This window comes from Parabacteroides sp. AF14-59 (assembly GCF_003479515.1).
GTDB lineage: Bacteria > Bacteroidota > Bacteroidia > Bacteroidales > Tannerellaceae > Parabacteroides > Parabacteroides faecis.
This window is the reverse complement of the sequence record NZ_QUHH01000032.1, coordinates 34,613-48,283: the sequence shown is the minus strand read 5'-3', so window position 1 is coordinate 48,283 and position 13,671 is coordinate 34,613. Positions and strand designations below refer to the sequence as shown.

General features: G+C 42.6%; 10 protein-coding genes. All 10 read right to left on the bottom strand.

What is annotated here, in order from left to right; translation table 11 throughout:
* Positions 1–20: 20 nt before the first annotated feature.
* Positions 21–3,503 (bottom strand): SusC/RagA family TonB-linked outer membrane protein, encoded by a 3,483-nt coding sequence (locus DWW23_RS23755; RefSeq protein ID WP_147382647.1) that lies wholly within the window; start codon positions 3,501–3,503, stop codon positions 21–23.
* A gap of 237 nt (positions 3,504–3,740) precedes the next feature.
* On the bottom strand, positions 3,741–4,823 hold the full coding sequence (locus DWW23_RS23750) for a FecR family protein (RefSeq protein ID WP_158583239.1): 1,083 nt from the start codon (positions 4,821–4,823) through the stop codon (positions 3,741–3,743).
* A 20-nt stretch (positions 4,824–4,843) separates the two neighbouring features.
* Complete coding sequence (locus tag DWW23_RS23745; protein ID WP_122356884.1) at positions 4,844–5,431, bottom strand: RNA polymerase sigma factor; 588 nt, start codon at positions 5,429–5,431, stop codon at positions 4,844–4,846.
* 70 nt (positions 5,432–5,501) lie between these two features.
* Complete coding sequence (locus tag DWW23_RS23740) at positions 5,502–5,972, bottom strand: GNAT family N-acetyltransferase (protein WP_122356882.1); 471 nt, start codon at positions 5,970–5,972, stop codon at positions 5,502–5,504.
* Position 5,973: 1 nt separating this feature from the next.
* Complete coding sequence (locus DWW23_RS23735) at positions 5,974–6,354, bottom strand: VOC family protein (RefSeq protein ID WP_122356919.1); 381 nt, start codon at positions 6,352–6,354, stop codon at positions 5,974–5,976.
* A gap of 94 nt (positions 6,355–6,448) precedes the next feature.
* The gene (gene sufD / locus DWW23_RS23730; protein ID WP_122356880.1) at positions 6,449–7,801 is read right to left on the bottom strand and encodes a Fe-S cluster assembly protein SufD; all 1,353 of its coding nucleotides are present in this window, start codon (positions 7,799–7,801) and stop codon (positions 6,449–6,451) included.
* Complete coding sequence (gene sufC / locus DWW23_RS23725) at positions 7,794–8,549, bottom strand: Fe-S cluster assembly ATPase SufC (RefSeq protein ID WP_122356878.1); 756 nt, start codon at positions 8,547–8,549, stop codon at positions 7,794–7,796. Before sufC ends, sufD begins: the two co-directional genes overlap by 8 nt.
* A 24-nt stretch (positions 8,550–8,573) precedes the next feature.
* Entirely contained in the window at positions 8,574–10,019 is a 1,446-nt protein-coding gene (sufB, locus tag DWW23_RS23720) for a Fe-S cluster assembly protein SufB (protein WP_122356876.1), read from the bottom strand.
* 96 nt (positions 10,020–10,115) lie between these two features.
* Entirely contained in the window at positions 10,116–10,607 is a 492-nt protein-coding gene (locus tag DWW23_RS23715) for a CvpA family protein (protein ID WP_122356874.1), read from the bottom strand.
* A gap of 2 nt (positions 10,608–10,609) precedes the next feature.
* Positions 10,610–13,666 (bottom strand): translation initiation factor IF-2, encoded by a 3,057-nt coding sequence (gene infB / locus DWW23_RS23710; RefSeq protein ID WP_122356872.1) that lies wholly within the window; start codon positions 13,664–13,666, stop codon positions 10,610–10,612.
* Positions 13,667–13,671 lie beyond the last annotated feature (5 nt).

Here is a 13,671-nt window from a genome sequence, read left to right as displayed (position 1 = left end):
ACGATTCATAGATTTAAAGGTTAGAAATTAACATTTACCTGAAAACCAAGACTCTTTGATGCTGGTACGGAAAAAGCATCAATACCAAGATTCAAGTTATCCATTCCTCCACTCTCAGGATCCACATGAGGATTTTTTGTCCATAAGAACAAATCACGACCTACAAATGCTACATTGATATTCTGTAGATAAATTTTCCTGGCCCATTTAGCCGGCAAAGAGTAACCGATCCGTAATTCACGAAGTTTCACAAAAGAAGCATCTGTCAACTGCGCCTCGGAAATATGATCATATTTAGTTTTTATGAAGCGCCGTGCATCGTTTCCAACTATACCCTGACTGAATGTTCCATCAAATATCTGCAGATTTTGTTGATATTCGCCGTCAACCATAATAGCTCCTTCCCTGTAATAAAGACCTTCATATTCTTTCCCCGGTTCACGGGCACCGCGTCCCTCCAAAGATTCAATTGTCATACCAGCCCCCACAAACTTATTCAATGTTCTGGATATGAAATAACCGCCCTGACGAATATCGAACAACACATTAATACTGAACCCTTTGAATGATAATCCGGTATGTACACCCGCTGTCCAGTCCGGATTTACATTACCCAGATACACATCACTCTCCGCGACATATTGACCGGAGCTGTTCAGAATTGGTTGTCCTTTCAACGGACCTTCTTCTACTCGTTGATAAGCCGTACCATACAACTGCCCCATTCTTTCACCTACACGGGCAACCACTTTGGCATCTTCCAGATTTTGGTTGGTCAGAATCAACTCTTCCATTCCTTCAGCCAAATAGAGTACATTCGTTCTCGAACGGGAGAAATTGAACCCGATATCCCATTTAAAACTGTTAGCTAACTGAATGGGCGTAGCATTCACCATCAGTTCAAAGCCTTTATTTTCCGTCTTGCCGGAGTTGATCTTTCTACTACCGTAACCGGAAGTCAGAGCATTCTGCAAACTGATGATCTGATCTTTTGTTTTTGTATTATAATAGCTGAAATCTATACTCAACCGATTCTTAAAAAAGTTCAGTTCTGCCCCTATTTCCCAAGTATCGGACATTGCTGGTTTTAATCCACTGTTAAGTAAATCAGGGGAATTCTGCAACATTGGTATCCCATTCCAATAACCACCCAACGAATAGGTATTGAGCAAACTATACGGATCCGTATCATTACCCACAGAAGCATAACTACCTCTTAATTTTGCATAACTGATAACAGATGGTAACTTGAATATTTCACTGAATAAGGCACTTAAAGTTACCGATGGATAAAAATAAGAATTCGTAGATGCAGGTAATGTACTCGACCAGTCATTACGACCGGTAAACTCCGCAAACAGCATACGTTTATAATCTAACAACACACTGCCGAATAAACTATTCACAATTTTTTTACTGGTTGAATTAGTAACCGACGGTTTTTCTTTTGCATTAGCGAAAGAGTAAATATTAGGTACTACCAGGCTGTTCGTCTCACCAGTCATCGCTTTACTGGACTGTTCCATCCGATTTCCACCAAAGTTTGCTGTCAGTCCGAATATCTTTCCTAAATTCGGATTATAGCTTACGAGAAAATCGAAGTTATTTTCCTGATAGTTAGTAGTTCCCTGCCTGAAATAACCGTTTCCTCCGTTCTTATAGTAACTCTCATTACGGGTAGATGTCCCCCAACTATTATCGGAACCACCACGTAGCATGACCGTAACCCCTTCAACTGGCTTTATGTTCACTGCCAGCTTTCCAAAAAAGCGGTTCATATCATCCTGCGTAGTCATCTCATGCATGACAAAATAGAGATTGTTATAGGAAGCCATATTCTGGAACTGACGGGTCCCTTCCAATCCTCCCCTTTGCCAGTATTCTTTCAAACTGTTAATATTATGGCTTAAGGGCATCCAACAAAAAAAGTAAATAGGAGAAATACCTCCATACCCTAGATTAGGGACGTTGGAACGTTTGGTTTTCGTATAATTAGCTACGACATCCACACTAATCCATTTATTCAGATCGATCGAATTGTTCAGATTGAACACGTGCCTGTTTATATCATTATTCGGAGTCAGACCTTCCTGCTTCGTATTCGTATAGGAAACACGAAAATTTAATCCGTTCACACTATTACTCAATGCTACATTATTAATACGTGTACTACCATGATCAAAGAAGTCACGCATATTATCCGGATGCCCAACCCATTCGCTAGGAATAGCTTCACCTCGAATTTCAGGAGGTAGATAAGTATCGCCGGCACGATAACCATTTGTTGTCGGAGAATCGAATTGTACCATTTTCTGCCCCATAAAACGAGGTCCCCAACTCTCATCATAATTATCATTCAACCCTGAAGGATAATAACCACTGGAACTACCGAAATTTCCACCTTCATAAATACCATCTTTACCCTGACCGAATTGATCCTGCAGTTGCGGTAAGATCAGCGGAGTTTCCCTGGAGAATGTGCCACTATAAGAAACTCCCAGTCCATTCGCTTTTTTACCTGTCTTTGTTGTAATAATGATAGCACCGTTAGCTGCTCTTGAACCGTATAAAGCAGAAGCAGCCGCCCCTTTCAAGACGTTCAGACTTTCAATATCGTTCGAACTCAGTTCATTGATTCCTGCACTACCTGTCTGTGAACCGGCTCCTGATCCGATAGGAATACCATCTATCACAAATAACGGAGAAGAAGGTCCCGAGCTCAAAGCCCTGTCACCACGAATAGAGATACGACTACCGGCACCGGCCACAGCTCCCGAGTTAATATTCAAACCAGCGACTTTACCACTCAACATGCTGACCAGGTTACTATTCGGATTTTCTAATGCCTCCGACTTGATCTGTTGTGTCGCGTATCCCAATCCTTTTTTTTCACGGGTAATACCCAAAGCTGTAACCACCACTTCATTCAACGCCTCTGCATTTTCCGACAAAACAACCCTGTAATTCAAATCTTTTCCTATTAAAAGCATCTTATCGGCATAACCTATATAAGAGATTTGTAAAGTAGTGCCCTCCGGGACATCAATAATAAAGTTACCTTCGATATCGGTGATTACCCCTTGGGTAGTTCCTCTTATCACAATGTTAGCACCTGCTATCGGCTCTCCTGTTTCATCCAGAATAACACCGGTTATTCTTTTCACCGGACGTAAAATATCTCCTGTTTTCTTCTGACTGTTGCCACGAATCAATACAACTTGGTTATTTCCTTTTATCTGATAGGAAATAGAGGTATTTTCCAATAAATGATCCAATATGTTTTTCAGGGAAGTATTCGTTACTGACAGATCTTTTTTTACATTCAGATCAGGGAGATCATTTCCAAAAAAGAAGTTATATCCACTTGCTTTTTCCAATTGCGGGATAATCTGCCGGATAGTTTGATTTCTAACAGACAAACTGATTTGTGCCGAAATTGTCCCGTAACAAAACAATACGAATAACACTAATAAGAAGCGTGATATTGTTATTATTTTTTTCATGTTCTTAGTATTAAAATGATACAAAGTTTTCGTAACTTCACGCCCGAATATGAGCCAAGACAATGTTTTACATTATTTCCTGTGCAAAGGATATGTAATATGTCTGGTAAATATTTGAACGATCGACTAAAGTTCATAAAATGGGATGGGGTCTCAAACTTATCCCATTTTTTATTAGCTCTTTCTTTTCTTCTTTTTGATTTTTTCTACTCCATAGGCATACCTTTATAATTAGACTTATTTTTCTATATCACTGAAATATAATACATTATTTTTCATTTCATAATGAACCGGAGCTGTCATTGTAATACATTCCAATACATTAATCAAATTAGTATTACTAATAGCACCACAGAAAGTATATTTTTTGGCAGACTCCGATGCAAATACAACATCTACAGAATAAAGCCTCTCTAGAGTCATCCCTATTTCTTCCAATGATTCACAGTCAAAATATAATTCATTATTTTTCCATAAAGCATATTTTGAAGCATCACAGCTTTTTACCTCCAGAAATGATTTAGACCGGATATTAAATTGTATCTGTTGGTCAGGAGACAAGAGCATTTCTTTTTCATTGCTTCTGACATTTACTTTTCCCTTGAGCAATGTTGTAGTTATCATATTACTGCCGCTATAAGCTTGCACATTAAATTTAGTACCTAAAGCTTCTACTTCAAGCCCATTTACTTCTACTATAAAATTCTTCCTTTCGTTCCGGTTTACTTCAAAATACCCTTCACCTTCCAAATGAACTTTTCTGTTCCAGAAATTATAAGTATTACTGTACATCAATCTTGATCCGGAATTAAGCCAAACTTTTGTCCCATCCGGTAATTCGACGGTCGACTTCATTCCCTCTTCTGCCGAAACAACAAAATTCGTTGTAAACAAACCTTTTCCCATAACAATGAAAAGTGACATTCCAATAACAATGAACAGGCAGGCTACAGCAATATAACGGGAAAGACTACTTAATGTAATACGTTTCGTTTTAATTTCCTGATGTAGGTTGGTTTTATTCCTGATCGATTTGTATATTCTATCCTGAACATCAGACGGGATCATATCCGAAGCATTCTCCCACCGTTCATCATAAGATGCATAAATATCTCTTTGTGATTCTTTCGAACCAAACCAATCGAAAAGTATTGCGTCTTCTGCTTCGGTAGTTTCACTTTTCAGAAAACGATCCAGTAAATCTATATTATTATTCTTTTCCATACTATTGGTTATATCAATAAGTCTTGAGTAGTACTTACAAGCAACAAAAATCTTAACACAGATTAACAACTTCAAGACAGAAAGTCCTGTCTGCAATCTTTTTTAGCAAAGAATCTTTATAAAACACCAGTAATTGATAGAAACAAAAGGAATCCTTTCATTTTTTCCTTTAAGAAAAGCAAAGTCCGGTAAATTTGCGTTTCAACAGTTCTTTCAGATAAAGACAACTTATACGCTATCTCTTTATTAGAATAGCCTTGAATACGGCTCATGATAAAAATTTGTCTACGGACTGCGGGTAATTCTTCTATCAAATCATATATTCTATGCAGCATAAACTTAAAATGAACCGAGTTTTCAATCTCATCTGAATGATCGGAATTCAGTTTCTTCATAAAGTCTAAATAGCGGGCGTCCATAACTTGCCGCTCCGATTCACGGTATACCAGATTTCTGGCTATGGTAAACAAATAAGAAGAAAAGTTTTTTGTGGCATCCAACTCCTTTCTTTTTTCCCAAATCTTAGTAAAACAACTCTGCGTTATATCTTCCGCCAATGATTTATTAAATAGTGCAGAACAGACGAAACTATACACACGAGGACTATAAGCACGATATAATTCCTCAAACGCATCTTCCTTCCCATTTTTCAAACGAGAAAGTAAAAGCTTTTCTTTATCACTATCAATTAACAGATGGTTCATTCATTTTTTATCATTCAAGGATACACAAAAATAAAGTCTTTTTCTCAAAAGACTGTTACATTTCTTGTTTTTAAATAGGAGGATCGGGAACTAACTCTTTTTCCAGTATCAACCGATGTCGGCATTGAACACCGTTTTCCCAGATCGGTTCCGGGTAATTCCGAACGAAATAATCGCGGTCCAACTCTTTCAGATCAAAACCTTCCTGTTGGTACAACATCATAGGACCCGGAGCAGAAGTCCCGGTACAGACTGTCAGAAGAGTGATCCGGTTCGGTCGTGCCCATTCATCAAAGACAAAACGAAGTAGACGGCGCGCAATACCCTTCCGCTGAAAAGATTCATCTACAGCCAGGTTCAATACTTCAGCCTGATTTACAGACTGCTTCTGAACAACAATCACTCCTACCATCCGGTCCTCATAAAAAGCGACAAAACAATCGGATGTTTTCAGATAACTATCCACCAACTCGCGGTTCGGATCCGCCAACAAAAGCAGGTCATAAGGATAATCTGTCGCTTGTTCAATACGTATCTCCATATCAAGCAATTATTTCTACAATATTTCCGTCCGGATCAGCAATGGATCCCTCATAAAAACCATCTCCCGTTGTCCGCGGTTCCCCAAGTACCGTATAACCATTTTCACGGAACAGTTCTATCATACTATTCACCTTTTCCTTTGAACCGACAGAAAAAGCAAAATGAGCAAGACCGATAAAAAGGCCATTCTTCTCTTCTGTTACATCTGTCCGTTGCATAATTTCCAGGGAAGCACCTCCTTCGAAAGTTACAAAATAAGAAGCGAATCCTTTCTTGGGATTTACATACTTCTCATTACTTTTTCCATTAAAATACGTCGTATAAAATTCGCGGGAACGTTCTAATTCATTCGTCCAGATTGCGATATGAGTCAACTGCATATGATAATAAATGATTGGTGAAATACAAAGATAAACAAAAAGCCCGGACAGACATAACATCTATCCGGGCCTTTATAAAGATCAGAATAATATCTTATTTACAGATACGGCAATCGGCACAACGTGCCAGCTCTCCGCGGAAACGTTTTTCAACCAACTTATGCAAGCGGTCTTTCAACGCATCCAGACGTACATGATCGATCACATCCGATGTAAAAGCAACACTCAGCATCATACGTGCCTCACTCAATGGAATACCACGGCTACGCATATAGAACAAAGCATTTTCATCCAACTGCCCGGTTGTCATACCGTGCGAACATTTTACATCATCCGCATAGATTTCCAACTGCGGCTTACTGTACATACGCGCTTCACGTGTAGCACAGAGGTTACGGTTTGTCTGGTAAGCAGCCGTTTTCTGAGCATCCTCTTTCACTAGGATACGCCCGCTGAAAGCTCCGACAGCATGATCGTCCAGCACATTCTTGAATAACTCGTTACTTGTACAATTAGGAACGGCATGTGTAATATGGCTATACGTATCCACTTGTTGTTCACGGTCCATTACAGACATACCGCAAAGTGTCGTTTCTGCATACTCACCGTTCAACTCGATATAATAGTTATTACGTGTAAGACCGTTATTTAATGTAATACCGTTTACCAGAACATTACTGGAAGCCTCCTGTTTTACATGAACAGAGGCAAAACGGGATGTGGAAATACTGCTTTCCTCCAGATCGTAATAATCGAAATAAGCACCTTCAGCTGCAAATATCTCGACGACCTGAGTTGCCAGGAACTTCACATCGTCTATACTATGATCGCAGATCAGTAATTTAGCTTCCGAGCGCGGTTCCATAATAATCAGAATACGGCGGTTAGCCATCGCATCCACATCGCTACGGAATATATTGATCAACTGGATAGGACGTTCCACCGCTATACCTTCCGGTACATAAAGCACAAAACCATCCTGGGCCAGCATCGTATTCAGTGCGATTATACCGTCATGGTTGCTTTTGGCTGCTTTTCCATAATAGCGGGCAGCCACTTCCGGATATTTCTCCGCAAAGTTTTTCAAACCACCGGCATATACACCCTCCGGCAAATGAGCTTTCGGCATCATCTTGTCGTAAAAAGTATCATTCACAACAAAATACAGGGATGTACTCAGATTCGGGACATCGCAACGGAACACGTCATAAGGATTGACCGGAATAGCCAGGCGGTTTATATTCACCCCATAATCAGGAGCAAAAGCCTGCGCCACATCTGTATATTTATAATCTTCACTCTTTACCGAAGGAAAACCCAGGCGATCGAAATCGGCCAAAGCCTCGGCACGCGGAGCATTCATCACCGCAGCACTATGCCGGCACACCAGGTCTTCATATTTGGTAAAAAGGTCGATATATTGTTGTTCGGCTCTCATCTTACTCATCTCCCATCTCTTTCTTGATCCAGTCGTAACCTTTTTCTTCCAGTTCGAGGGCTAGTTCCGGACCGGCTGTTTTTACAATACGTCCTTTGTACAACACATGTACCACATCCGGCTTGATATAATCCAACAAACGTTGGTAGTGAGTGATTACGATCGCTGCATTTTCCGGCGTACGCAATTGGTTCACACCGTTTGCTACGATACGGAGGGCATCGATATCCAGACCGCTGTCCGTTTCATCCAGGATAGCCAGTTTAGGTTCCAGCATAGCCATCTGGAATATTTCGTTACGTTTCTTTTCACCACCTGAGAACCCTTCGTTTACACTACGGCTGGCCAACTTATTATCCAGTTCCACAATAGCACGTTTCTCACGCATCAGTTTCAGGAAGTCGGTCGCAGAAACAGGATCCAATCCTTTATATTTACGGTGTTCATTCAGTGCGGCACGCATAAAGTTCACCATACTTACACCCGGAATTTCAACCGGATACTGGAAACTGAGAAAAATACCTTCACGGCTACGGTCTTCCGGTTCCAGTTCCAACAAGTTCTTCCCATTAAAAACAACTTCCCCCTGGGTCACCTCGAAAGCCGGATTACCAACGAGTACACTGCTCAGGGTACTTTTACCCGAACCGTTCGGCCCCATGATGGCATGTACCTCACCAGCCTTTACAGAAAGGTCGATTCCTTTCAATATCTCTTTGCCATTTACATTGGCATGTAAGTTCTTTATATCTAACATAACTTTATTAATTGACAATTTGATTTATCCTACACTTCCTTCCAGAGAAATAGACAACAATTTCTGAGCCTCCACAGCAAACTCCATCGGGAGCTTATTCATTACCTCACGGGCATATCCGTTCACGATCAGACCGACAGCCTCCTCTACGGAAATACCACGTTGCTGGCAATAGAACAACTGTTCTTCACTGATCTTGCTTGTTGTAGCTTCATGCTCTACCACCGCTGTTTCATTCTGAATATCAGCATAAGGGAATGTATGTGCACCACAGGTCGAACTCAACAACAAGCTGTCACACTGGCTATGGTTACGGGCACCCTCGGCACGCGGAGATACTTTTACCAGACCACGATAACTATTCTGGCTATGACCGGCTGAAATACCTTTGGAAACAATCGTACTACGGGTATTCTTTCCTAAATGGATCATCTTCGTTCCGGTATCCGCCTGCTGATAATTATTGGTAACAGCGACTGAATAGAACTCGCCGACCGAATTATCACCTGCCAGAATACAACTCGGATATTTCCAGGTTATTGCAGAACCTGTCTCTACCTGGGTCCAGGATATCTTACTACCTTCCCCTTTACACAAACCACGCTTGGTCACGAAGTTATAGATACCGCCTTTTCCTTCTTTATCGCCCGGATACCAGTTTTGAACAGTCGAATATTTCACTTCGGCACGCTCTTTGGCTACGATCTCGACAATCGCTGCATGCAACTGATTCTCGTCACGCATCGGCGCGGTACATCCTTCCAAATAACTGACATACGCCTCATCGTCAGCTACGATCAATGTACGTTCGAACTGTCCGGTATTTGCCGCATTGATACGGAAATAGGTGGAAAGTTCCATCGGGCAACGTACGCCTTTCGGTATATAAACGAACGAGCCGTCAGAGAAAACCGCCGAGTTCAGAGCTGCAAAGAAATTGTCCCGGTAGCCTACTACACTTCCCAGATACTGTTGTACCAAATCCGGATGATGTAGCACTGCTTCACTGAATGAACAGAAGATAATCCCTTTTTCTGCCAACGTCTCCTTAAAGGTCGTCTTTACTGAAACACTGTCCATTACGGCATCGACCGCCATACCAGCCAATTGGGCACGCTCATGTAAAGGAATCCCCAGTTTGTCGAATGTCTTCAGTAACTCCGGATCCACTTCATCGAGGCTTTTGGGCCCTTCTTTCTTTTTGGGAGCTGCGTAATAGATTATATCCTGATAATCAATCGGTGGAATGTTTAGGTGAGGCCATGTGGGCATCTCCAATGTCTGCCAGTGGCGGAAAGCCTTCAACCGGAACTGCAACAACCAGTCCGGCTCATTCTTCTTAGCAGAAATGATACGGACAGTCTCTTCATCGAGACCACGGTGAATCAATTCCGTATCGATATCGGTAACGAAGCCGTACTTATAGTCACCACTTGTTACCTCATTTAGTATGTCGTTTGACTCCTGCATATCTAATTAATTGAAAGTTAAGAATTGAGAATTGAAAATTAAAGACATCCACCCCGGCAATTCCTAATTTTCAATTCTCAATTCTCAATTATTATACTATTCCTTCCATGAAAACAAATTTCCGGGGTAAATGGTTGGAACTATTTCTTTAACAGAATTATAGAAACGGGATTCAATCTTCGCTTCGCGGGGAATCAATACCGATCCCCGATCGACTGCCTCCAGTATGTTCAACAATAAACTGACGAACAGGATCATCAGGCACAAACCGAACAGGCCACCAGCCAGATGATTCAAAATACTGAGCGGCGTAACCCCGATCACCCTGTGCACAACCTCTCCGGCCAGCATGACCACACCCAGGATCAGGATAAATCCGGCTATATAACTAAGGATGGTCACTCCCTCTTCCGGGAACCAGCCCGATGCCAGTATATATCCTCTCAGCCAGGCTGCAGCTTTGGCACAGAAAAATATCGCAGCCATCAGGGCTATAAGCGAAACAACCTGTTTGATGACTCCATCAAACAGGCCCTTCGCAAATCCAATTCCTGCCAGACATACTAATACAATGTCTAACCAGTTCATGTTTATAAAGTTTTCTTTATTTCAGTTTCTTCGTACGATTCAATTACGTCACCTACCTGAATGTCATTGAAGTTTGTGATATTCAAACCGCAATCCAGTCCGGCCACAACCTCTTTCACATCATCCTTGAAACGCTTCAGAGATCCCAGTTCGCCGGCGTAGATCACAATACCGTCACGGATCAGGCGGATCTTGTTCGTACGTTTGATCTTACCTTCCTTAACCATACAACCGGCAACCGTACCCACTTTCGTGATCTTGAATACCTGCTGTACATCCACATAGGCGGTAATTTCTTCCTTGATCTCCGGTGAAAGCATACCTTCCATAGCACTCTTCACCTCTTCGATCGCATCGTAAATGATAGAGTACAGACGGATTTCAACGCCATCTTTCTCCGCATTACGGCGAGCCTGTACAGACGGACGTACCTGGAATCCGATAATGATCGCATTCGAAGCAGCAGCCAATACTACATCCGATTCGGAAATCTGACCGACAGCCTTGTGGATTACATTCACCTGGATCTCTTCAGTTGACAAACGGATCAGAGAGTCAGATAATGCCTCTACGGAACCGTCCACGTCACCCTTCACGATCACATTCAGTTCCTGGAAGTTACCCACAGCAATACGGCGACCGATATCATCGAGCGTAAGCATCTTCTGCGTACGGATACCCAATTCACGCTGTAACTGTTCACGACGTGTTGCAATTTCACGAGCTTCCTGTTCTGTTTCCAATACATTAAATGTATCGCCAGCCTGCGGAGCACCGTTCAAGCCGAGGATCAGTACCGGTTCGGAAGGACCAGCTTTTTCCACACGTTGGTTACGTTCGTTGAACATTGCTTTGATACGACCGTGATGCGTACCAGCCAATACGATATCTCCCATCTGTAATGTACCGTTCTCTACCAATACGGTAGAAACATATCCACGTCCCTTATCCAGAGAAGATTCGATGATAGAACCGACTGCACGTTTCTTCGGGTTAGCCTTCAGATCCAGCAAGTCAGCTTCAAGCAATACTTTTTCGAGTAACTCTTCAACACCGACACCTTTCTTAGCAGAGATATCCTGGCTCTGATACTTTCCTCCCCAGTCTTCCACCAGATAGTTCATATTAGCCAGCTCTTCCTTGATCTTCTCAGGATTAGCATGCGGCTTATCTACCTTATTAATAGCAAACACGATAGGAACCCCGGCTGCAGAAGCATGGTTGATCGCCTCGATAGTCTGCGGCATGACAGCATCGTCAGCAGCAACAATGATAATAGCAATATCCGTCACTTTGGCACCACGGGCACGCATTGCAGTAAATGCCTCATGACCCGGTGTATCCAGGAAAGTAATACGGCGTCCGCTCGCCAGTTTCACATTATAAGCACCGATATGCTGAGTGATACCACCCGCTTCACCGGCAATTACGTTTGCTTTACGAATATTATCCAGCAAAGAAGTTTTACCGTGGTCGACGTGTCCCATTACAGTTACGATAGGCGGACGTGCTACCCAGTCTTCTTCATTATCATCTTCTTCATCTGCATTGATAGCTTCCACCACCTCTGCACTTACATATTCAGTTTTGAAACCAAACTCGTCGGCAACGATATTGATTGTCTCCGCATCCAAACGCTGGTTGATAGAAACCATGATACCGATACTCATGCAAGTAGCGATAACCTTTGTCACAGGTACATCCATCATGTTGGCAAGGTCGTTTGCCGTAACGAACTCGGTCAGCTTCAATACCTTGCTTTCCTGTTCCTCCAGTTCCATCAATTCATGCTCACGTTTGACGGCGGCATCACGTTTATCACGACGGTACTTGGCACCTTTGTTATTCTTGTTACCTTTATTGGTCAGGCGAGCCAGTGTTTCCTTGATCTGCTTCTGTACATCCTCCTCGCTTACTTCTGCCTTAACCGGCTTTTTCAGGCGCGGTTTACCACGGTCGTCACGCTGATTAGCCGGACGGCTGTAATTCGTACCCGGAGTATTGTTCACATCCACACGATCCTTCTTGATACGGTTGCGTTTCTTTTTCGCATCCGCACCGGCTTCACCCGGCTTAACAGGAGCACCTGGTTTCACAGGAGCGCCCGGCTTTACCGGTGCACCCGGCTTAGCATTCGGATCTTTCGGTCCCTTATGGAATCCCGGTTGTCCCGGTCTGTTGTTGTTATTGAACTTTTCGCGTTTGTCATCGCGTTCTTTTCGTCTCTCTTCCTTTGTTTTCTTTTTAGGACGTGTAGACTGGTTCAAGGCATTCAGGTCAATTTTGCCGGTTACCTTGATATTCGACTCGAACTTCGGAGTGTTCAACCGGAACAAGTTATCATCTTCCGATTCTACAGAAGACTGACCTTCAGCAGCCGTTTTGTCCACTTCTTCAGAAGAGCTTCTTGTCGCTTCCGGCTTCACTGTTACTTCCGGTTTTTTCTCTTCGATTCTTTCTTTTTCCACAACTATCTCTTTTACTTCTTTTTTCTCCACAGGCTTTTCTACAGGTGCAGTCTCCTGTTTTTCCTGTTTAGCAGGGGCTTCTACCTTTTTTTCTTCAGGAGCAGGGGCAGGAGCAGAGACTACAACCGGTTGCGGCTCGGCAACAGGCTGAGGTTTAACTACTGGTTGCGGTTCTGCAACAGGCTGAGGCTTCACAACCGGTTGCGGCTTGGCTACCGGTTCTTCTTTCACATCAGGAACCTCCTGCGATTTTTTATGCTGTCCGTCCAGGTCGATACGGCCTTTCGTTACGATCTTAGGCCTGAACTCTTCCGGGATCACTGTCTTAATTTCCGAAGCCTTCTCTTCTTTCACAGAAGCGACTTCTCTCTCTTTCTCTCTGTGAGGACGTTCTACCCGCGGACGTTCAAAACCACCCTCAGGCAGATCCTTTCCAAACTCTTTTACGAGCAAAGCATACTGTTCATCACTGATCCTCGTGTTGGGATTCGCATTCTCCTCAACAGGATGACCTTTTTTATGTAGAAATTCAACAACCGTGTTGATCCCTACGTTCAATTTTCTTTGTACTTGTATTAATTTTATAGGCATATCTA

Coding starts and splice junctions, on each gene's coding strand:
- DWW23_RS23715 (WP_122356874.1), bottom strand. CDS start 10,607: ATGAACTGGTTAGACATTGTATTAGTATGTCTGGCAGGAATTGGATTT.
- DWW23_RS23745 (WP_122356884.1), bottom strand. CDS start 5,431: ATGAACCATCTGTTAATTGATAGTGATAAAGAAAAGCTTTTACTTTCT.
- infB (WP_122356872.1), bottom strand. CDS start 13,666: ATGCCTATAAAATTAATACAAGTACAAAGAAAATTGAACGTAGGGATC.
- DWW23_RS23740 (WP_122356882.1), bottom strand. CDS start 5,972: ATGGAGATACGTATTGAACAAGCGACAGATTATCCTTATGACCTGCTT.
- sufC (WP_122356878.1), bottom strand. CDS start 8,549: ATGTTAGATATAAAGAACTTACATGCCAATGTAAATGGCAAAGAGATA.
- DWW23_RS23755 (WP_147382647.1), bottom strand. CDS start 3,503: ATGAAAAAAATAATAACAATATCACGCTTCTTATTAGTGTTATTCGTA.
- sufD (WP_122356880.1), bottom strand. CDS start 7,801: ATGAGTAAGATGAGAGCCGAACAACAATATATCGACCTTTTTACCAAA.
- sufB (WP_122356876.1), bottom strand. CDS start 10,019: ATGCAGGAGTCAAACGACATACTAAATGAGGTAACAAGTGGTGACTAT.
- DWW23_RS23735 (WP_122356919.1), bottom strand. CDS start 6,354: ATGCAGTTGACTCATATCGCAATCTGGACGAATGAATTAGAACGTTCC.